Raw genomic sequence first — 19257 nt, 5'->3', positions numbered from 1 at the left:
TGCTCTTTCCTTGACAGCGGTGATGCCGCGCAGGAATATTTAGTACTGGAGAAAGACAAAGTTGTCGGCCATGGAGACTCGCGACCATCGGGCTGCTCATGCGCATCTCCCGCTTCACAGAAACATGGGTCTGGGCACCACTCAGATCCCTTGACGTTCTCAGGAGGAACGAATGAAGATGACCACACTCATGACCGCAGCCGCGGGCATGGTGCTCGCCGTCGCCCTCACCGCGTGCGGTGGCGGCGGCGCAGGCAGCACCACGGACCCCACCACGTCTGGCGACGCGTCCGCCACCACCAGCGCACCTGCGGGCGAGGCCGGCGGTTCCGTCGGCGTGTCGATGCCCACCCAGACCACCGAACGCTGGATCGCCGACGGCGAAGCCGTCAAGTCCCAGCTGGAAGAGGCCGGCTTCGACGTCGACCTCCAGTTCGCCAACGACGACATCCCCACCCAGGGCCAGCAGATCGACCAGATGATCACCCAGGGCGTCAAGGTCCTCATCATCGCCGCCATCGACGGCACCGCACTGGCCCCCCAGCTCGAGAACGCCGCTGCGCAGGGCATCAAGATCATCTCCTACGACCGCCTGATCCGCGACAGCGCCAACGTCGACTTCTACGTCTCCTTCGACAACTTCAAGGTCGGCGTCGCCCAGGGCCAGTCCCTCATCGACGGCCTCGAAGCCCGCGGCGAAGGCCCGTTCAACATCGAGCTGTTCGCCGGCTCGCTTGATGACAACAACGCCCACTTCTTCTTCAACGGCGCCATGAGCGTCATCCAGCCCAAGATCGATGACGGCACCTTCACCGTCGTCTCCGGCCAGACCGACATCGAGCAGGCAGCCACGCTCGGTTGGCAGCAGGAGGCCGCGCAGAAGCGCATGGAAGACCTCCTCACCGCCAACTACCAGGGCGACGCCAAGGTGGACGGCGTGCTGTCGGCCAACGACGGCCTTGCACGCGGCATCATCACGGCGCTTCAGAACAACGGCTACTCAGGCACCGTCGCAGACGGCTTCCCGATCGTCACCGGACAGGACGCGGAGATCGCCTCGACGAAACTCATCCAGGACGGCATCCAGTACTCGACCATCTTCAAGGACACCCGCCTCCTGGCCGAGCAGGCCGTCACCGCCGCCCAGGACCTCCTGGCCGGCAACGAGCCCGAGGCCAACAACACAGAGGACTACGACAACGGCGTGAAGATCGTCCCGTCCTACCTCCTTGATGTCGTCACCGTCACGCAGGACAACATCACCGAGGCCCTCGTCGACACCGGCTACTGGACCCAGGAGGAGATCGACGCCGGCGTCATCTCCTGACCACTCGCCCAACAGATGGCCCGGTCCCCACGCGGGGCCGGGCCCTCGCACGCCCAGGACCCGTTGAAGAGAGTCCGCAGGGACGAGGATCAAGGGCTATCAGCCACCAACGTCGACCATCACCAGGCTCATCCGGCACGGCTCGAGCGCCACCAGGGCGTGCCGCTCGTTCGGCGCCAGATACACCACGTCCGCTGGGGCGAGGGTGACCTCGTCGTCGCCGACCGTGAAGCTCATCCGCCCCTCCAGCAACTGCACCACCACCGCACGCGGGGACGTGTGCTCGGTCAGCATCTCCCCCTCGTCGAAGGTGAACTCGACCACGCGGAGCAGCGGGTTGTTGTGGATGACGCGCGAGGTGGTGGACTCCTTGACGACGGGCACCTCTGCCGCGACACCGGTGTAGTGGGCCGATTGGGACAGGGGCTTGGGTTCCTTCATGTCTCCTCCTCCGGTGACGCAACGTTCAGACTGGACCCAGCTCAGCACACCCCTCGCGCTACCGGGCGCAATCGCGTCGACCGGCGCCCCCGCCCGGATTCTCACGCTGCGCGCGCGGGACCATACGATGGCCCGGTGACCCCACGCCCGACGACGCACTCCAGATGGCTCGGCGTGCTGATGATCGTCGCCGCTGCGGCGATCTCCGCCTACGCCGTCGTCTACGGCCGCCCAGGCGAGGTGCCGTTCCTGCCCGAGCGGTTCAAACCGACGCCCCCCTACCGGATCGACCTCGATGTCTACCGGCTCGGCGCCGAGACCCTGCTGCGCGGCGGCGACCTGTACGGCACCCTTCCGGACACCGAGATCGGCGCCAACCTCCCCTTCACCTACCCGCCCATCGCGGCCATGCTGTTCGTGCCTCTCGCGCTGCTGACGATGCGCGACGCCAACCTGCTGTTCTCCTTCGGCACCCTCGGGCTGCTAGTCGTGGTGATGGTCCTCGTGATCCGCGAGCTCACCGACGTCCGGGGTCAACGGCTGCTGCTGGCGGGCTTGGCGGCCGGAACCATCGGCTTCTGGCTGGAGCCGGTCCGGGAGACGGTGGAGTTCGGCCAGGTCAACGTGGCCCTGATGGCGCTGGTGGTGGTCGACGTCGTGGTCGGTCGCGGGAAGCGCTGGCAGGGAGCGCTTACCGGCCTCGCCATGGCGATCAAGCTCACCCCCGCGGTGTTCCTCGCCTACTTCCTCGTCAAGCGCGAGTGGCGCGCCCTCGCAACCGCCGTCGCCTCGGCGCTCCTGTTCACCCTCCTCGGATTCCTCGTGGCCTGGGAGGAGTCAGTCCGCTACTGGACGGGGACGATCACGGACCCGGACCGGATCGGCGGCCTGGCCTACGTCTCGAACCAGTCGATGAACGGCGTCCTGCTCAGGCTCGGCCTCGACGGCGGGGCGGCCACGCTCACCTGGTTCCTGCTGTCGGCGATTCTGGGGCTGTCCCTCCTGGCGCTGATGGCCCGCCTGTTCCACCGAGGACACAACCTCGCCGCTGCGTTGACCATGGGTGTCTACGCGCTCCTGGCGTCACCGGTGTCCTGGTCTCACCACTGGGTGTGGGTGGCGCCGGCCCTCCTCATGCTGGCCATCTGGGCGAGGCGTTCGGGAAGCCCCTGGGCCTGGGCGCTGGCCGGCAGCGGGGTGGTGATCTTCGTCACCCGCCTCATCTGGGACCTGCCGGACGAGCACCTCGAGGGAACGGGGTGGACGTGGCAGGAGCAGCTGACCGGCAATGCTCAGGCCGCCTGGGCGCTGGCCTTCCTCGCCTTCCTGGCGTTCGGCTCCCCCGCCCGCGACACCACCAGCCCTGACGCCTGACAGCCGAAGCCATCTGGGTCACGCGGTGATCAACCCAAGCCGCGCCATCACCTCGATCGTTGCGCCCACGCCATCCTCACCGCGGACCGTCGCGGCCACCTCGCGGGCGCGCTCGCGGTAGCGGGCAGCGTCGGGTCCCTCCACCAGGTCGTGGATCAGCCGCGCCAGCCGCCCAGCGTCGAGGTGACGGAACGGCACCGGCGAGGGCCCAACCCCCAACGCGGCGAGCCGCGCGCCGTGATACGGCTGGTCAACCCCGAACGGCACCGCCACCGACGGCCGCCCGGACCGCAGCCCGGTGTGCGTACTGCCCGCGCCGCCGTGGTGGATCACCCCGGCCGTGTGGGGGAACAACGCCTCGAAGGGCACGTCGGAGACCGCGTACACCTGACCAGGCCCGGGGCCCACGTGGGCGGGGGTCGGCGCGAGAGTCACGATCCTCCGCCCGGATAGCCGGGCCGCCTCCGCCAGGATCGCCAGGCCCCTGTCGCCGGTTGTCGAGGCGAGGCTGCCGGCGCCCACGAAGACCGGCGGGTCGCCTGCCGCCAGGAAGGCTGTGAGGTCCTCCGACAGCGGAGCGTCCTCGTCCGGTGGGTTGAGATACCCCGTCTGGTGCGCCGTGGGCCGGAGATCCGGCGGCGGTGGGGCAAGCGTCGGGCTGGCCGCCACGAGCACCGGGTGCCGGTCCAGGGCGGCGACAACGGGCTCGTACCCGGCGAGAGCACCCAACCGGCCTCGCACCCCGGTCATCGGGTCCGCACCCGGCCCATGGCGGCCGCGCCGGCCGACCCGCCGACGCACCTCCTCCGCAAGCGGCGCCCCAAGCGAGGCCGCGACACTCCAACTCAGCCCCGTCCCCCACCTGTTGTAGGCGTCCCATGGTCCGAACCAGCTGGCGAAGCAGTGGCTGTCGCGGTAGACCGTGGGCAGCTGGGCCGTGAACAGCACGGTCGCCGCCCGGCCCCCCAACCCCTCAGCTGCGGCCACCGCAGCCCCGGCTCCCAGGATCCCGCTGAGGAGGGAGTCACCCGGGCGCGCGGCCTTGAGCAACGCGTCGGCCACCGGCCCTGCCACCTCGGAGACCCAGCGGCGCAGCAGCCACCCCTGCCCGAACGCCGTGCCGGCGACGCGGGGGTGCCGCCTGGCCGTCTCCAGGGCCGACGTCAGATCCGCCCGGATGGGCACCGCCTCCGCGCCGTAGCGCCCGGCCAGATCGGCATATTCCGCCAGCGCAACCACTCGTGCCTCAACGCCGCGGCGCGCCAACTCGCCACCCAGGACCGCCATCGGCTGGACATCGCCCCTGGATCCCAGCCCGATCAACACCACCGCCATCGCCGCCTCCTCCCCCTCAACGGTATCCGCGCGTAGCGTTGGCACCATGCCAGACGACGCCGCCCTCCGCGATCTGGCCCACTCCCCCCTCCAGACGGACCGCCTGAGCCTCACCCCGCTCACCGTCGACGACGCGCCGGCCATCGCCGAGGTCCTCGCCGATCCGTCGATCCACCGCTACACCTTCGACAGCCCGCCGTCCGTCGAGGATCTTCGGCGGCGCTACCAGGCGCAGGAGGCAGGCCCGCCCCCTCCGTCGACGGAGGTGTGGGGAAACTGGGCCGTCCGGCTGCCAGGCGGAGCCGCCATCGGGTTCGTTCAGGCCACCGTCGACCCCCCAGCCTCCACCGCGACACTCGCCTGGGTGATCGGCACCGCGAACCAGGGCAGCGGCTACGCCACCGAGGCCATGCGCGCGCTCGTCTCCGCGCTGCGCGGGGCCGGAATCCGCCGCCTCGTCGCTTTCGTCCACCCCCGCAACGTCGCATCGCGGCGGGTGGCGCAGAAGCTCGGCCTGGCCATGCCCGCCCCGCACCGCCCGTTCGACGGCGAGGACGAGTGGGTCTGGGACGAGGCGGCGCCGCTCCCCATGGCGGACCGGATCGTCTTCCGTCGGATGGGGCACGCGGACCTCGACGCCATGGCCGGCCTCCTCGGCGATCCTGAGGTGATGACCTACTACCCCCGCCCCAGGACCCGCGACGAGACGGCCGAGTGGATCGAGTGGAACCTCCGCAACTACGCCCGCGACGGGCTGGGGCTCTGGATCATCAGCACCCCCGACGGCGGGTTCGTCGGCGACTGCGGCCTGACCTGGCAGCTGATCGACGGCGTCGAGGAGCTGGAGGTGGGCTACCACGTCATCCCGAGGCTCCAGGGGCGGGGCTTCGCGACGGAGGCGGCGGCCGCCTGCCGTGACCTTGCGCGCTCGCTCGGCCACCGTCGCCTCGTCTCGATCATCCATCCCGAGAACGTCGCCTCCCAGCGGGTCGCGGAGAAGAACGGCCTCAGGCTGGACCGCGAGACGCTCAGCCGCAGCGGCGTCCCGGTGCGGATCTATGCGATGGACCTCTGAAAAACCTCCTCCGAACCCTTGACAACCTATAACCAAACGGTTGAACATAGTTCCATGACAGTGATCGACGAGGAACGGACAGACGCCCTGTTCCACGCACTCGCGGACCGCACCCGCCGCGACATCCTGCGCCGCGTGCTGGCCGGCGAGCAGTCGGTCACCGCGCTGGCGGCGCACTACGACATGAGTTTCGCCGCCGTCCACAAGCACATCACGGTGCTCGAGAGGTCCGCTCTGGTCTCGCGCCGACGGCAGGGGCGCGAGTCCCTGGCCAGCGGCAACGTCGAGGCGGTCCGGTCTGTGGGCAGCCTGCTCACCGAGCTCGAGGGCATCTGGCGCGGCCGCGTGTCGCGCATCGACGATCTCATCGCCGCCACCCCACCACCCACCCCCACCACACCCCAGGAGTGACCATGCCCGTCATCGACGTCCAGAAGGACCTGGAGAACCGCCGCCTGACCATGACCGCACAGTTCGCGGCCCCGGTAGAGCGCATCTGGGAGCTCTACGCCGATCCCCGCCAGCTGGAGAGGGTCTGGGGCCCGCCCACGTACCCGGCCACGTTCGTGGACCACGACCTGACCCCGGGCGGGCGGATGACCTACTACATGACCGCCCCCGACGGCCAGAAGTACTGCGGGTTCTGGGACGTGAAAGAGGTCGACGAGCCGCGCAGCTTCACCTTCGAGGACGGCTTCGCCAACGAGGACTTCACGCCGGACACCTCCCTCCCGGTGGGGATCAACACCTACTCCTTCAGCCGCCACGACGACGGGACCCGCGCGGTGTACGAGGCCGTCTACCCCTCCGTCGAGGCGCTGCAGCAGGTGCTGGACATGGGCATGGTCGAGGGCGCCACCGGTGCCATCAACCAGATCGACGCCCTCCTGGCCGAGGGTTAATGCAGAGGAACCCTGGCAATTGTCGCGGCGGGGTGGCACGGTAGCGCGGTGAGCACAGCAGAGCATCCCGCAGACAGCCACGACATGATCCGCGTCCAGGGCGCCCGCGAGAACAACCTCAAGGACATCGACGTCGACCTTCCGAAACGCCGGCTGACCGTCTTCACCGGCGTCTCGGGCTCGGGCAAGAGCTCACTGGTGTTCGGCACCATCGCCGCCGAGTCCCAGCGGATGATCAACGAGACCTACAGCGCCTTCGTCCAGGGCTTCATGCCCACACTGTCGCGGCCGGACGTGGACCACCTCGACGGGCTCACCACGGCCATCATCGTGGACCAGGAGCGGATGGGCGCCAACGTGCGCTCCACCGTCGGCACCGTCACCGACGCCAACGCCCTGCTGCGCATCCTGTTCAGCAAGCTGGCTCAGCCGCACATCGGCTCGCCTCAGGCGTACTCGTTCAACGTTCCGTCGGTCACCGGCTCAGGGATGATCAAGACGGAGAAGGCCGGCAGGGTGCAGAAGGAGGCCAAGACCTACACCCTCGTCGGCGGCATGTGCCCGCGCTGCGAGGGCAAGGGCAACGTCTCGGACATCGACCTCACCCAGCTCTACGACGAGACCAGATCGCTCAACGACGGCGCCCTCACCATCCCCGGCTACACCGGCGACGGCTGGTACGTGCGCATCTTCACCGCCTCCGGCTTCCTCGACCCTGACAAGGCCATCAAGGACTACTCCAAGCGCGAGCTCGACGACCTCCTCTACAAGGCGCCCACCAAGATCAAGGTGGACAACATCAACCTCACCTACGAGGGGCTGGTGCCGAAGATCCAGAAGTCGTTCCTGTCCAAGGACCCGGACGCGATGCAGCCGCACATCCGCGCCTTCGTCGAGCGGGCGGTGAAGTTCGACACCTGCCCGGAGTGTCGCGGGACCCGGCTGTCCGAGGGTGCCCGGGCCTCGAAGATCGACGGTGTCAGCATCGCGGTCGCGTGCGCGATGCAGCTGACCGACCTGGCGGCATGGCTACGCGGCCTCGACAAGCCGGCCGCGGCGCCGCTGCTCAGGAACCTGCGGCACCTGCTGGATTCGTTCGTGGAGATCGGGCTCGGGTACCTGTCGCTGGAGCGCCCGTCGGGCACCCTGTCGGGCGGCGAGGCTCAGCGGGTGAAGATGATCCGGCACCTCGGGTCGTCGCTGACCGACGTCACCTACGTGTTCGACGAGCCCACCATCGGCCTCCACCCCCACGACATCGAGCGCATGAACACCCTGCTCCTCTCCCTGCGGGACAAGGGCAACACCGTGCTCGTGGTGGAGCACAAGCCGGAGACCATCGTGATCGCGGACCACGTCGTCGACCTGGGCCCCGGCGCGGGCACCAAGGGCGGCGAGATCTGCTTCGAGGGCACCGTCGAGGAGCTCCGCGCCAGCGGCACCCTGACCGGCCAGCACCTCGACGACCGCGCTCAACTCAAGCCCACCGCCCGCACCCCGAAGGGAGCGCTGGAGATCCGCGGCGCGTCGACGAACAACCTCAAGGACGTGGACGTCGACATCCCGTTGGGCATCCTGACGGTGCTCACGGGTGTCGCGGGTTCGGGGAAGAGTTCGCTCATCCACGGCTCGATGCCGGCCGACGCCGGCGCCATCTCGATCGACCAGACCGCCATCAAGGGGTCCAGGCGGAGCAACCCGGCCACCTACACCGGCCTCCTGGAGCCCATCCGCAAGGCGTTCGCGAAGGCCACCGGCACCAAACCGGCCCTCTTCAGCGCCAATTCGGAGGGCGCCTGCCCGGCGTGCAACGGCGCCGGCGTCATCTACACCGAGCTGGGCTTCATGGACACCGTCGCCACGCCCTGCGAGGAGTGCGAGGGCAAGCGGTTCCAGCCCGCGGTGCTCGAATACCGCTGGGGCGGGAAGAACATCGCCGACGTGCTGGCCATGCCGGTGACCGAGGCACTGGAGTTCTTCGGGGCCGGGGAGACGAAGACGCCCGCCGCGCACGCCATCCTCGGGCGGCTGAACGACGTCGGCCTGGGATACCTCTCCCTGGGCCAGCCGCTCACCACGCTCTCGGGCGGCGAGCGGCAACGGCTCAAGCTCGCGGTGGCGATGGCGGACAAGGGCGAGATCTACGTGCTCGACGAACCCACCACCGGCCTTCACCTGGCGGACGTGGCCCACCTGCTCGCCCTGCTGGACCGCCTGGTGGACTCCGGCAAGTCAGTGATCGTGATCGAACACCATCAAGCGGTGATGGCGCACGCGGACTGGATCATCGACCTCGGCCCCGGAGCGGGCCACGACGGGGGGCGGATAGTGTTCGAGGGCACCCCTGCTCAGCTCATCGCCGACGGGTCCACCCTGACCGGTCGGCACCTGTCCGCCTACGTCGGTGCCTAGCGGTCGCGGTCCGGCCTACCCGGTCCCTGAGGAGGGTCCCCCGCGAAGCGGCGTGGTACGTCCCATCGCTCCCTGAGGAGGACCGCCCGCGAAGCGGCGGCGGCCGTCTCGAAGGGTTGTGACTACCACCTTCACGCGATTCTTCTGGTCGGGTGCGGTGAGCCGTAAGTCGATGCCCGGGCGGCCGTTGTCCTTGGTCTGAAGGTGGCTACCGGTGTGGTCGGTGGTCGGGTTGTTGAGGCCGCCCGGGCATCGTCTCCCGTCTCCCCGCACTCGGTCCTCCTGTGGCGTTGCCAGGTCAAGGTGCGGGCCGGCAGGGCGGCGTTGTGGCCGGGTCTGCTGAGGCGGGATGCCAGCTGGGTGATCGTAGGGTTGGGCACCGCTGCGCAGTGCCGCCCTGCCGTCCAGCACCCTCGCTGTCAGCCGTGGTTCTCGACCCTTCGAGACTTCCCCGGTCGCTTCGCGACGCGGGACCCTCACCGACCGAGCTTGGCCGCCCCTGTTTCGCTCCCTGAGGAGGGCCGCCCGCGGAGCGGCGGCGGCCGTCTCGAAGGGTTGTAACTCCAGCTGACAGGCAATCTCTGGATCGCTGGGGCCGCTCCCCCCTTGCATCCGCGGGCTGGTCAGCCGAGGTCGATCGACCGGCCCTCGAGGGCGCTCTGGCGCGCGGCGTCCAGAACCTCCAGGGTGCGGATTGCGTCGGCGCCAGTGACCGGCATGGGCCCCTCGCCGGCCACGGCGCGCGCGAACTGGGAGTAGAAGTCCTGGTAGGCGCCGCGCTCCGACGGCACCCGGCGCTCACCCGTCGCCGTGCGCAGCGCGCCCCAGCGCTCCTCCGCCTCGTACCCCCAGCGGTCACCCTCGTCGACCGGGCGCCGTCCGGAGAAGACGGCGGCCGCCTGCACGTCGCTCATCTGCGACTCATAGCTTCCCGCGCTCCCGTAGACGCGCAGCTCGCGGGCGACGAGGTGGTTGGCCTTGCTCGCACGCATCGTCGAGCTCACCCCCGAGGCGTGGCGCAGGACCACGGAGAAGCCGGCGTCTGTGCGCCCCTGCGGCAGATCGATCCAGTCCAGCTTGGCGTAGACCTGCTCCACGGGGCCGAAGAGCCACAGCAGCTGGTCCGCCAGATGCGTGCCAAGGTCCCGCAGGAGTCCGCCCGTCGGCCCCGGGTCGAGGGTGGAGGGCTCGTCGAGATCGAAGCGGGACTCCACCCGCCACGGCGTACCCAGCTCGCCGGCATCGAGGAGCGCCTTGAGGGTCCGCACGTCGGTGTCCCACCGCCTGTTGTGGAACACGGCCATCGGGGCTCCGAGGCGTTCGACAGCGGCGACCAGCTCGCGGGCATCCTGGGCGCTGGGGGCGAAGGGCTTGTCCGCGACGATCCCGACGCCCCGCCCTGCCGCCTCGAGCACGAGCTCCCGCCTCGTCTCCGGCGGGGTGGTGATGGTGACGGCGTCGACGCCGGAGTCCAGCAGGGCGCTCATCGAGTCGAACACCGGGACGCCTGGAAGGTCAGCAGCGACCTCCGCGCGGCGTTCCGGGCTGCGCGTCACCACGCCTGCGAGCTCAAGTCTCTCTGCCGCCTGAATAAAGGGGGCGTGGAAAATCCTGCCGCCCATGCCGTAGCCCACCACGCCGATCCTCATGGCGGCAGTATGCCCGGTCCATCCCCGCGACGGTGGGCGGGCTCACGTGGATGCGTCGGCGCCGGCGCGCGCCCAGCGCCCCACCCTGCTCTCCGGCGTCAGCGACCATCGGACCACGGCCGTGGCGAACCGCCCGCACGGCAAGCCCACCAACCTGTCGAACCAGCGGCTGGCCGGGAGCCCCAGCTCCCGGCGCGCCCACACCGGCAGAGTCGAGATGGCGCCGGCCGCCAGCATCCAGTACCCGGGACGGGCCGGCCATGGGATGGGTGGGTGGCGCAGCAGGAAGGTGACGGTGTCGACGGCGGCCGCGGAGGCGCGCAACTCGGGGCGATACCGCTCGAGGGCCGCGAGCAGGTCGGCCTCGGTCCGGGGAAGGTCGACGGCGCCGAGGAGTTCACCGACGGGGGCGGCCTGGGCCACGTACTCGTCGGCCTCCCCCCAGCTGAGCCGCCGGTCCCCGAAGTGCTGGAAGCTGGCCAGGAAACTCTGCGTCTCGGTGAGGTGCACCCACTCGAGGAGGTGCGGGTCAGACGCCCGGTATGGAGTGCCGTCGTCGGTCTTGCCCCTGACGCGTTCGTGGACGGCCTTGACCCGCTCGATGAGCGCCAGCGCCGACGGGATCGGCCCGTAGGTGGTCATGGCGATGAACTCGGAGGTGCGCTGCAGGCGGCCCCACGGGTCCGACTTGTAGCCGGAGTGCCCCGCGACACCCGCCATGGCCGCGGGGTGCAGCGTCTGCAGGAGAAGGGAACGGATCCCGCCCGCGTACATCGCCGCGTCCCCGTTGACATGCCAGATCACGTCGTCGGGGGTGTGCCACCGCTGGCCGTCGACCTGCCAGATGAAGTGCGCCTTCTCGTCGGCGTCGTCGCCGGCGACTCGGCTGCGGAGGGTCCGTCCGATCAGCACTCGGAGGCGTTCGATGGGGCTGCGCATGACTCCGAGAATACGTCGGACGGCCGATGCACCGGAGTCAGCCACTGGTGGGGACCATCCCTAGACGCTGTCTTCCTGATGGTGTCACTACTCGACGCCCGCGGACCCATCGTCGGCGGACTCGGTGCGCTCGTTGAGCTCGATCCAGGAGGTGTCACAGCCGGGGCACCGATACACAGGCGCGCCCTCCACCCGCTCGTCGGTCTCCACCGTGCCGCACGCGTCCTGGCACGGCCACGTGGTGAGGAATCGAGCGCTCATCCCCCAACCCTACGGCCAGCCCAAGGCCCCGAGAAAGCGAAAGAGCCCCGGTCGAAACCGGGGCTCTCTGCTGTGGGTTGCCTCAGATCACTGGGCGACGACCTCGAAGGGAACGTACGCGGTGACAGCCTGGTGCAGCTTGACAGCGGCGGTGTGCGTGCCGACGGACTTGACCGGCTTCGCGAACGAAACCGTGCGCTTGTCGATCGTGGGGCCGCCGGCCTTCTTGACGGCGACCGCGAGGTCGCTGGAGGTGACGGAACCGAACAGGTGGCCCTGATCGGAGACCCGTGCCCCCACCGAGACGGTGAGGCCCTCGAGCTGGGCGCGCAGTTCCTGCGCGTGCTCGACGCCACGCACCTCACGGGCGTCACGCGCCCGCTTGATGCCGTCGATCTGCTTCTCGGTGCCACGGGTCCAGCGGATCGCCTTCGACTGTGGCAGCAGGAAGTTGCGGCCGTAGCCGTCCTTGACTTCAACGACGTCCCCGGCGATGCCGAGCTTGTCGACGGTGCTGGTCAGAATGAGCTTCATTGTTTCTCCTCCTGCGCTCAGCGAGCGGTCGACGCGTAGGGCAGCAGGGCCACCTCACGCGCGTTCTTGACGGCGATGGCAACCTTGCGCTGATCCTGAACCGACAGCCCGGTGACGCGGCGGGCGCGGATCTTCCCACGCTCAGAAATGAACTTCTTGAGCAGGTTGACGTCCTTGTAATCGACGTTTGCGACCCGCGTCTTCTTTACCGGAAGGATCTTCTTCTTGTTCACAGGCTTGCGCTGTGGACCGGCCATTGTGGTGCTCTCCTTTACTCCCGGGCTTGCCGCCCGTGAAAGCCCGTCTTGCGACGGAATGTGCCAGCTAGCCCAGGCGGGCTAGTTAAGCGGATGGATCAGAACGGGGGCTCTTCCGGCTGGGACTGTGCCCAGGGATCGTTCCCGCCGCGGTTGCCGCCGGGTGCACTGGGTGCACCGGCTGCTCCGGAGCCGGACCACGGATCGGACTGCTGTCCGCCACCGCCGCCAGCCTGGGCGTTACCGCCGCCCTGATTGCCCTGCCAGCTACCGCCACCGCCGCCGCCCTGAGTACGGGTGATCTTGGCCGTGGCATAGCGAAGGGCCGGACCGACCTCGTCGACATCTACCTCAAACACGGTGCGCTTCTCACCCTCGCGGGTTTCGTAGCTGCGCGACTTCAGCCGACCGGAAACGATGACGCGGGTGCCCTTCTGCAGGGACTCGGCCACGTTCTCGGCGTACTGACGCCACACGGAGCAGTTGAGGAACATGGCGTCGCCGTCCTTCCACTCGTTCGTCTGACGATCGAACGTGCGGGGGGTGGACGCGACCGTGAAGTTCGCGACGGCCGCCCCATTGGGCGTGAAACGAAGCTCGGGATCGGCGGTGAGGTTGCCGATGAGCGTGATGGGGGTTTCGCCTGCCATGTCTGTGTGTGCCTTCCGATATCGGACTTGGGTTGCCTCTGCTACCTTACGGCGCCCCTCCGACACTCAGTGCCGGATCTGCGCCTGGTGCGACTGCCTTCACTCTTGGCTGATCGCCCCGAGTTTTCTCAGTCTGCACAGAGGCTGTGGATAACTTTCAGTCCTCGCGACGCAGCACCTTGGTGCGCACGATCCGCTCGTCGATGGACATGAGTCGATCCATCTCGGACACGATCGCGGGCTCCGCGGTGATCTGCAGCACGGCGTAGATCGCTTCGGACTTCTTGTTGATGTCGTAAGCGAGACGACGACGACCCCAGTGATCGGTGTTGTCGACGGTGCCACCACCCTTGGTGATGACTTCGAGATGCTTATCGACGAGCGCGGGAACAAGGCGTTCATCAACTTCAGAATCGATGAGAACCATGACTTCATACTTGCGCATGCTCAGCCCCACCTCCTTCGGACTAACGGCCACGGGTCTGTCCCGCGGCAGGAGGGCATGACTGACTTCGGATGTCAGCCGACCGCCTAGGTTACCCGTCGGCACTGCGCGGGGGAAATCGCCGGTCCCCGCCGGAGGGGTGCGTTGAGCAAATGGCAGGGCTCAACGATGCGCCCACGCTCACGCTCCCCCGGCCCGGCTCCACGACCCGTGCCATTTGCTCAACGCCCTCCCCCCGGAGGGCCAGGATCCGAGACCGGACCGGATCAATCAGCGACGCGCAACTGCTCCAAGCGCCCGCTGGCCACGATCGTCCCCCAGAACGCCTCCGCCCACCCCTCGTAACCGCGGTCGTTGGGATGGAAGAAGTCGCCGGCGGTGTGCCGGTGATAGCCGAGCATGCCGGTCTGCCGCGACACCCGATGCAGCGGCACCAGGTGATGCCCGTGCCGCTCCACCAGCGCCGCGGCCAGGACCGACATCCGCTGGGACTGCCCCCCGAGCACCGGCACCATGAACCACGGAACGTCGGCGACGAAGCTCCCCGCGGGCAGCGCCGCGAGGATCTGTTCCAGGCTGCGTTCGAACGTGGCGGCGTTGTGCCCGGGGTAGATGACGTCGTTGCCGCCGATGTCCAGGGTCACCAGGTCCGGCACGAAACCCAGCTGGGCGAACTGCGGAAGCTGGTCGCGCACCACGTCGTCGCTGGTGGCGCCCGAGACCGACAGGTTGGTGACCAGAACGTCGCGGCCGCTGGCGGTGCGCAGCCGCTCGGCGATCCTCGGCACGTACCCGCGGGTCACGGCCGTGGCGCCCACGCCCTGGGCGGCCGAGTCCCCCAGCGCCACGTAGCGCAACCCCTCGGCCCCCTCGGGACGCTGCCCCCAGTGGGCGCGGTAGTCCTCGACATGGCGGTCGATGGTGCGGCGCCCCTCGAGCCAACGGGTGGCCAGCGCGGACGCCGTCGCTCCGGCCAGCACGCCGCCGACGAAGGGCGCCGCCCAGACGGGACGCACCTCAGCGCCGTCGGCGGTAGGGGCCGGGCAGCACCGGGTTGCCGTCCTTCGCCCAGGCGCGGAGCCCGCCCGCGACCGACTCCGCCAGCAGCCCCTTGGACCGCAGCTCGGCCGCCGCGATCGAGGACCGCAGGCCGTTGTCGCAGATGACGATCACCGCACCGTCGCGCTCCGCGAGCGGGTCGTCGCCGTGGATGGCGTCCAGGGGGTTCTCGTGCAGGGCCTTCGGGTCCACCGGACGCGCGCCCGGCGCGTGGCCTGCCTCGTACTCCACCTGGGTGCGCACGTCGATGAGCACCGCGCCCTTACTGAGCGCCATCAGCGTCTCCTCGACGGAGAGGCCGGGCGAACGCTTCCCGAGGAAGTCAAGCAATCCCATGGGCATATGGTGCTCCCTCGGCGTCGGGCAGCCAAGTCAGCCGCCTCACAGAATGCCGAGGATCACCAGCCCGACCGCGCCCACGAGCGCGCTGAGCCCCAGCCCGAGCAGCAGGTAGCCGGCCCACAGCTTCCGGGCCCAGCGGCCGGTCAGCACCGGCAGCGCCAACGCCGCGACACCCACAGTCAGCGCCACCCCACGGGTGAACATCCCGGGCCCCGCGACCTCGAAGTCCACGCCAACTCCCCCGTCGTCAGGGAGCAGCGCCGTGCCGAGCAGCGCGACGATGCCCCAGGCCGCCATCGCCAGCGAAGCGGCCGCCATGGTCAACGCCCCCGGCCAGGTGGCCCACCAGGGGCGACGGTGCGTCCTCGTCACGGCTGCGCGCGCCGGGCCTCCATCCGGGCGTACATCTCGTCGACGAGCGCCTTGAACCGGGCCTCGACCGCGCGGCGGCGCACCTTCAGGGTGGGCGTGAGGAGGCCGTTGTCCATGGTGAACTCCTCGTTGAGTACCTGCGTGTCCTTCGGCCGCTCCTGGCTGGGCAGCTTCGCCGTCATCTCGTCGACCCGCTTCTTGAGCTCCTCGAGCAGTTCGTTGCTGGCGAGCCAGTCGTGCACCTCGCCGGGCCACGCGCGCGTCTTGGCCAGGGCTTCCACGTGCGGCAGCGACGGCTTCACCAACAGCGTGACGAAGGGGCGGTTGTCGCCGAGGAGCACGGCGTGCTCGAAGAGGGGGTCCGACAGGATGAGGCCCTCGATGGGCTGGGGGGCCACATTCTTCCCGCCGAGGGTGACGATGATGTCCTTCAGCCGATCCGTGATGGTGAGGAACCCCTCGGTGTCCACATAGCCGACGTCGCCGGTGTGCAGCCACCCGTCGATGAGCACCTCGGCCGTGGCCTCAGGGGCGTTCCAGTAGCCGAGCATCACGTTGGGGCCCTTGTAGAGGATCTCGCCGAGGTCCCCGATCCGCAGCTCGCCGCCAGGGAGCACCTTGCCGACGGTGCCGGCCTTGAAGTCGTCCGGCGCGTTGAACGAGATCAGCGGCGAGGTCTCCGTCAGCCCGTAGCCCTGCTGGATGGGGAGTCCCACCGAGGAGAAGAACTCCTCGATCTCCGGGCGCAACGGCGCCCCGCCGCAGGCCAGGACGGTCTTGGGCCCGCCGAGAGCCGCGCGGACGTTGCCCAGCACCAGCTTGTCCGCCAGCGCCAGCTGGGTGCGCAGCAGGGCGCTGGGGCGCCTGCCGGAGCGGTAGGCGTACTGGTTGTGGCGGCCCACCTTGAGCGCCCAGGCGAAGATCTGCCGCTTGGCCGCGGACGACTCGACCTTCGCGTGGGCAGTGGCGTACACCGTCTCGAACAGCTTCGGCACGCTGACCATCATGGTGGGCTGCGCCAGCACCATCTGCTCGGCCACGGTCCGCGCGTTCTCCACATAGGTGTTCATGGACCCGTGCAGCAGCACCACGTAGGTCCACGCCCGCTCCAGCGCGTGCGAGAGCGGGAGGAAGCTCAAGGAGTGGTCCTCGGGCTGGATGTTGAAGAAGCTGTCCAGCGCGTCGCTCTGCGTCACGAAGGCGCTGTGCTGCAGCATCACGCCCTTGGGGTTGCCGGTGGTCCCCGAGGTGTAGATGATCGAGGCGAGGTCGTCGCCGCTGGCTCCGGCGAAGCGGGCCTCGACGGCGCCGTGGTCCGGCTCGGCCAGGAAGTCCGCGTAGCTCGTCACGTTCTCCGGCATCCCCGGGTAGGGCTTGAGGATCACGACGTGGGCCAGGTCCGGCAGCTCGTCGGCCACCGACAGGACGCGCTCACACTCGCTCTGATTGCCGACGAACATCACCGTGAGTCCCGAATCGGCGGCGATGTGGCTGATCTGCTCAGGAGTGGAGGTGGCGTACAACGGCACCGGGACGGCGCGGGCGGTGGCCGCCCCGAAGTCGATCTCCGACCATTCCGGCCGGTTGGCGAGGAAGATCCCGACACGGCCGCCGGGCTCGACGCCGAGGTTGAGCAGCCCCTGCGCGACGCGGTTGACCTTGTCCTGGAACTGGGTGTACGTCTGCGTGACCCAGCGGTCCCCCTCGCGGATGCGGGTGGCGGTGCGCGACCCGTGCAGCGCGACGACCGCCCGAAGACGCGTGACGACGTGGTTGATCTGCGGCATGGTGACTCCCTTGACGGCCTGTTGAGCACAGGCTACCGACGCGGTCTGCGGCCTTGAGGGCGCTTGACGGGATCCGGCACGACCTCGAAGTGCGCCCGCCGCGACCGAGGTCCTCTGGGAGACTGGGACAACACGCGGAGGAGAACGGCATGGACGTCTTCATCGGAGCCCTCATCAACATCCTGGTGCTCATCTACCTCACTCGGAGGCTGCTCGGCGTGCCCGTCGGGTGGGGCCGCGTGCTCATCATCGCCGCGCTGGCCAACGCGACGGCCTGGGAGACCGGCGACGATCTTCTCACTTCCCTGGCCGTCACGGCGGACAGTCCCCCGCTGCCGCTGCTCCTCATCGCCGTGGTCGCGGCCGGATCCGTCATCACCGGCCAGATGATCGTGCTCACCGTCCTCGAGGTGATCCTCCCCACGAGCCGCGTCCCCAGCCTGTCGTCCGTCATCACGGGTATTCCCGGCGCCCTCCGTCGGCTACGCCGCTATGTGGTGATCTGGTGGATCCTGCTGCGTCGCGGACTGACCGCCTACCTCGGGCCCGTGCCCAAGGCCGACGTCGGCTCGCCACGCGTGGCGCGTTCGCTTCGTCAGGCGCTCACCGACGCCGGGGTCACGTTCGTCAAGTTCGGCCAGATGCTCGCCACGCGGGCCGACCTGCTGCCGCCCACCTTCGTCCGGGAGCTGTCGACACTGCACTCGCAGGTGGACGCCGAGCCGTGGGCGGACATCCGCCCGGTGTTGGAGGCCGGCCTGGGCCGCCCCCTGTCCGAGGTGTTCGACGCCGTGGAGGAGACGCCGATCGCAGCAGCGTCGGTGGCCCAGATCCACGCGGCGCGCCTGGCCGACGGGACCGACGTGGTGGTCAAGGTCCAACGCCCTCGTGCCCGACGCCAGGTGACCGCGGACCTGGACATCCTGCTCCGGCTCGCCCATGGCCTGGAGCGTCGGACCGTGTGGGCGCGACAGATCGGCGCCGTGGGGCTGGCGGAAGGCTTCGCGGCCTCGCTGCACGAAGAACTGGACTACCGGGTGGAGGTGGCCAACATGCGCGGCGTGGCCGCCTCCGGCACCCTGATCGTCCCGCAGGCCTTCGACGAGCTGTCGTCCGAACGCGTCATCGTGATGGAGAGGGTCTCCGGCGATCCGCTGTCCACGGCTGGGGACGCGCTTGCTTCGTTGCCCAGCGAGCGGCGCCGTGCGCTCGCGGAGGAGCTTGTCGCCGGCATCGTGCACCAGGTCTTCGTCACCGGCGTGTTCCACGCCGACCTCCACCCTGGGAATGTGGTCCTCACCGACGACGGCGAGCTGGCCCTGCTCGACTTCGGTTCCGTGGGACGCCTCGACCGCCCTGCAAGGTCCGCGCTCGCGATGTTGATGTACGCCGTGGAGCGGCAGGACTCCCTCGTGGCGACGGACGCGGTCCTCGATCTCATGGATCGCCCGCCGGGGCTCGACGATCGCGCGCTCGAGCGCGACATCGGGGGGCTCGTCATGCGTTTCAGCGGCGACTCGGCTCCGGGCGGGGCGGCGGCGATGTTCGCCGAGCTGCTGGACCTGGTGGTGCGGCACGGATTCCGGGTCCCGCCGCAGCTGGCCGCGGTGTTCCGCACCCTCGGCACCCTGGACGGCACCCTCCGGCTCCTCGATCCCCGGATCGACCTGGTCTCCGTGGCCCGCGCCAAGGGCGCCGAACTCGCCCACGAGTTGGCGAGCCCTGAGAAGATGCGCGAGCAGGCCTCGCACCAGCTGGCTGCGCTGCTCCCCTTGCTGGCTCGCATGCCGAGGAGGATGTCCCGCATCGCCGAACACCTGGAGGACGGCACGCTGGCGGTGAACGTGCGCGGCTTCGCCGACCCGGACGAACGGCGGTTCCTGGCGGGGATCGGTCAACAGCTCAACCTCACCCTGATCGCCAGCGTCCTCGGCCTCGGCGGCCTCTTCCTCCTCACCCGCGACGGCGGGCCGTTGATGCTGCCGACGGTGCCGCTCTGGGTGTTCCTCGGGGTGACCTGCCTGTTCCTCGCCTTCACCCTGGGCGCCCGGGTGCTGGCCACCATCTTCTTCCAGCCCCGCGGATAGGGTTGGGCG

The 19257-nt window shown here is 69.3% G+C and carries 20 protein-coding genes; 7 read left to right on the top strand and 13 right to left on the bottom strand.

The genetic code is table 11. From position 1 onward, the window contains the following. Positions 1-172: 172 nt before the first annotated feature. Positions 173-1327 (top strand): multiple monosaccharide ABC transporter substrate-binding protein, encoded by a 1155-nt coding sequence (gene chvE, locus H5399_RS02140; protein WP_182781373.1) that lies wholly within the window; start codon positions 173-175, stop codon positions 1325-1327. Positions 1328-1426: 99 nt separating this feature from the next. Here chvE and H5399_RS02135 read toward each other — a convergent pair whose 3' ends face one another. Next, positions 1427-1768, bottom strand: coding sequence for a cupin domain-containing protein (locus H5399_RS02135; RefSeq protein ID WP_182781372.1), 342 nt, complete (start codon positions 1766-1768; stop codon positions 1427-1429). 135 nt (positions 1769-1903) lie between these two features. Here H5399_RS02135 and H5399_RS02130 point away from each other — a divergent pair, with 135 nt between their 5' ends. Beyond that, entirely contained in the window at positions 1904-3142 is a 1239-nt protein-coding gene (locus H5399_RS02130; protein WP_182781371.1) for a glycosyltransferase 87 family protein, read from the top strand. A gap of 18 nt (positions 3143-3160) precedes the next feature. On the opposite strand, the gene H5399_RS02125 is transcribed toward H5399_RS02130, so the two are convergent. Beyond that, positions 3161-4477: a glycosyltransferase gene (locus tag H5399_RS02125; RefSeq protein ID WP_182781370.1), complete on the bottom strand. Its 1317-nt coding sequence runs from the start codon at positions 4475-4477 to the stop codon at positions 3161-3163. A 46-nt stretch (positions 4478-4523) separates the two neighbouring features. On the opposite strand from H5399_RS02125, the gene H5399_RS17490 reads away from it, so the two are divergent. From H5399_RS17490 to H5399_RS02100, 4 genes are all read left to right on the top strand, one after another. Beyond that, on the top strand, positions 4524-5552 hold the full coding sequence (locus H5399_RS17490) for a GNAT family N-acetyltransferase (protein ID WP_220490711.1): 1029 nt from the start codon (positions 4524-4526) through the stop codon (positions 5550-5552). Positions 5553-5606: 54 nt separating this feature from the next. Further along, positions 5607-5963, top strand: coding sequence for a helix-turn-helix transcriptional regulator (locus H5399_RS02110; RefSeq protein ID WP_182781369.1), 357 nt, complete (start codon positions 5607-5609; stop codon positions 5961-5963). 2 nt (positions 5964-5965) lie between these two features. After that, positions 5966-6454, top strand: a complete 489-nt coding sequence (locus H5399_RS02105) for an SRPBCC domain-containing protein (RefSeq protein ID WP_182781368.1) — start codon at positions 5966-5968, stop codon at positions 6452-6454. Positions 6455-6538: 84 nt separating this feature from the next. Beyond that, the gene (locus H5399_RS02100) at positions 6539-8866 is read left to right on the top strand and encodes an excinuclease ABC subunit UvrA (RefSeq protein WP_182781900.1); all 2328 of its coding nucleotides are present in this window, start codon (positions 6539-6541) and stop codon (positions 8864-8866) included. A 623-nt stretch (positions 8867-9489) separates the two neighbouring features. On the opposite strand, the gene H5399_RS02095 is transcribed toward H5399_RS02100, so the two are convergent. The 11 genes from H5399_RS02095 to H5399_RS02045 all read right to left on the bottom strand — a co-directional run bounded on the left by H5399_RS02095 (position 9490) and on the right by H5399_RS02045 (position 17161). Then, the gene (locus tag H5399_RS02095) at positions 9490-10515 is read right to left on the bottom strand and encodes a Gfo/Idh/MocA family protein (RefSeq protein ID WP_182781367.1); all 1026 of its coding nucleotides are present in this window, start codon (positions 10513-10515) and stop codon (positions 9490-9492) included. A gap of 42 nt (positions 10516-10557) precedes the next feature. Further along, positions 10558-11454, bottom strand: a complete 897-nt coding sequence (locus H5399_RS02090) for an oxygenase MpaB family protein (RefSeq protein WP_182781366.1) — start codon at positions 11452-11454, stop codon at positions 10558-10560. Positions 11455-11541: 87 nt separating this feature from the next. Next, on the bottom strand, positions 11542-11715 hold the full coding sequence (locus tag H5399_RS02085) for a hypothetical protein (RefSeq protein WP_182781365.1): 174 nt from the start codon (positions 11713-11715) through the stop codon (positions 11542-11544). An 87-nt stretch (positions 11716-11802) separates the two neighbouring features. Next, positions 11803-12249: a 50S ribosomal protein L9 gene (rplI, locus tag H5399_RS02080; protein ID WP_182781364.1), complete on the bottom strand. Its 447-nt coding sequence runs from the start codon at positions 12247-12249 to the stop codon at positions 11803-11805. Between the two features lie 17 nt (positions 12250-12266). Further along, a complete protein-coding gene (gene rpsR, locus H5399_RS02075; protein ID WP_182781363.1) occupies positions 12267-12506 on the bottom strand; it encodes a 30S ribosomal protein S18 in 240 nt (79 codons plus the stop codon). Between the two features lie 98 nt (positions 12507-12604). Then, on the bottom strand, positions 12605-13156 hold the full coding sequence (locus H5399_RS02070) for a single-stranded DNA-binding protein (protein ID WP_182781362.1): 552 nt from the start codon (positions 13154-13156) through the stop codon (positions 12605-12607). A gap of 157 nt (positions 13157-13313) precedes the next feature. Continuing rightward, the gene (rpsF, locus tag H5399_RS02065) at positions 13314-13601 is read right to left on the bottom strand and encodes a 30S ribosomal protein S6 (RefSeq protein ID WP_182781361.1); all 288 of its coding nucleotides are present in this window, start codon (positions 13599-13601) and stop codon (positions 13314-13316) included. Positions 13602-13867: 266 nt separating this feature from the next. Continuing rightward, the gene (locus H5399_RS02060) at positions 13868-14617 is read right to left on the bottom strand and encodes an SGNH/GDSL hydrolase family protein (protein WP_182781360.1); all 750 of its coding nucleotides are present in this window, start codon (positions 14615-14617) and stop codon (positions 13868-13870) included. Position 14618: 1 nt separating this feature from the next. Then, a complete protein-coding gene (locus H5399_RS02055) occupies positions 14619-14996 on the bottom strand; it encodes a rhodanese-like domain-containing protein (protein ID WP_182781359.1) in 378 nt (125 codons plus the stop codon). 45 nt (positions 14997-15041) lie between these two features. Then, a complete protein-coding gene (locus H5399_RS02050; RefSeq protein ID WP_182781358.1) occupies positions 15042-15320 on the bottom strand; it encodes a hypothetical protein in 279 nt (92 codons plus the stop codon). Positions 15321-15370: 50 nt separating this feature from the next. Continuing rightward, on the bottom strand, positions 15371-17161 hold the full coding sequence (locus H5399_RS02045; RefSeq protein ID WP_182781357.1) for a long-chain fatty acid--CoA ligase: 1791 nt from the start codon (positions 17159-17161) through the stop codon (positions 15371-15373). Between the two features lie 149 nt (positions 17162-17310). Here H5399_RS02045 and H5399_RS02040 point away from each other — a divergent pair, with 149 nt between their 5' ends. Further along, a complete protein-coding gene (locus H5399_RS02040; protein WP_182781356.1) occupies positions 17311-19248 on the top strand; it encodes an AarF/ABC1/UbiB kinase family protein in 1938 nt (645 codons plus the stop codon). Positions 19249-19257: the final 9 nt, after the last annotated feature.

It is taken from the genome of Tessaracoccus sp. MC1627 (assembly GCF_014164725.1).
GTDB lineage: Bacteria > Actinomycetota > Actinomycetes > Propionibacteriales > Propionibacteriaceae > Arachnia.
This window is presented reverse-complemented; position numbering and strand designations above follow the sequence as displayed.

Coding starts and splice junctions, on each gene's coding strand:
- chvE (WP_182781373.1), top strand. CDS start 173: ATGAAGATGACCACACTCATGACCGCAGCCGCGGGCATGGTGCTCGCC.
- H5399_RS02135 (WP_182781372.1), bottom strand. CDS start 1,768: ATGAAGGAACCCAAGCCCCTGTCCCAATCGGCCCACTACACCGGTGTC.
- H5399_RS02125 (WP_182781370.1), bottom strand. CDS start 4,477: ATGGCGGTGGTGTTGATCGGGCTGGGATCCAGGGGCGATGTCCAGCCG.
- H5399_RS17490 (WP_220490711.1), top strand. CDS start 4,524: ATGCCAGACGACGCCGCCCTCCGCGATCTGGCCCACTCCCCCCTCCAG.
- H5399_RS02110 (WP_182781369.1), top strand. CDS start 5,607: ATGACAGTGATCGACGAGGAACGGACAGACGCCCTGTTCCACGCACTC.
- H5399_RS02105 (WP_182781368.1), top strand. CDS start 5,966: ATGCCCGTCATCGACGTCCAGAAGGACCTGGAGAACCGCCGCCTGACC.
- H5399_RS02100 (WP_182781900.1), top strand. CDS start 6,539: ATGATCCGCGTCCAGGGCGCCCGCGAGAACAACCTCAAGGACATCGAC.
- H5399_RS02095 (WP_182781367.1), bottom strand. CDS start 10,515: ATGAGGATCGGCGTGGTGGGCTACGGCATGGGCGGCAGGATTTTCCAC.
- H5399_RS02090 (WP_182781366.1), bottom strand. CDS start 11,454: ATGCGCAGCCCCATCGAACGCCTCCGAGTGCTGATCGGACGGACCCTC.
- H5399_RS02085 (WP_182781365.1), bottom strand. CDS start 11,715: ATGAGCGCTCGATTCCTCACCACGTGGCCGTGCCAGGACGCGTGCGGC.
- rplI (WP_182781364.1), bottom strand. CDS start 12,249: ATGAAGCTCATTCTGACCAGCACCGTCGACAAGCTCGGCATCGCCGGG.
- rpsR (WP_182781363.1), bottom strand. CDS start 12,506: ATGGCCGGTCCACAGCGCAAGCCTGTGAACAAGAAGAAGATCCTTCCG.
- H5399_RS02070 (WP_182781362.1), bottom strand. CDS start 13,156: ATGGCAGGCGAAACCCCCATCACGCTCATCGGCAACCTCACCGCCGAT.
- rpsF (WP_182781361.1), bottom strand. CDS start 13,601: ATGCGCAAGTATGAAGTCATGGTTCTCATCGATTCTGAAGTTGATGAA.
- H5399_RS02055 (WP_182781359.1), bottom strand. CDS start 14,996: ATGGGATTGCTTGACTTCCTCGGGAAGCGTTCGCCCGGCCTCTCCGTC.
- H5399_RS02050 (WP_182781358.1), bottom strand. CDS start 15,320: ATGGCGGCCGCTTCGCTGGCGATGGCGGCCTGGGGCATCGTCGCGCTG.
- H5399_RS02045 (WP_182781357.1), bottom strand. CDS start 17,161: ATGCCGCAGATCAACCACGTCGTCACGCGTCTTCGGGCGGTCGTCGCG.
- H5399_RS02040 (WP_182781356.1), top strand. CDS start 17,311: ATGGACGTCTTCATCGGAGCCCTCATCAACATCCTGGTGCTCATCTAC.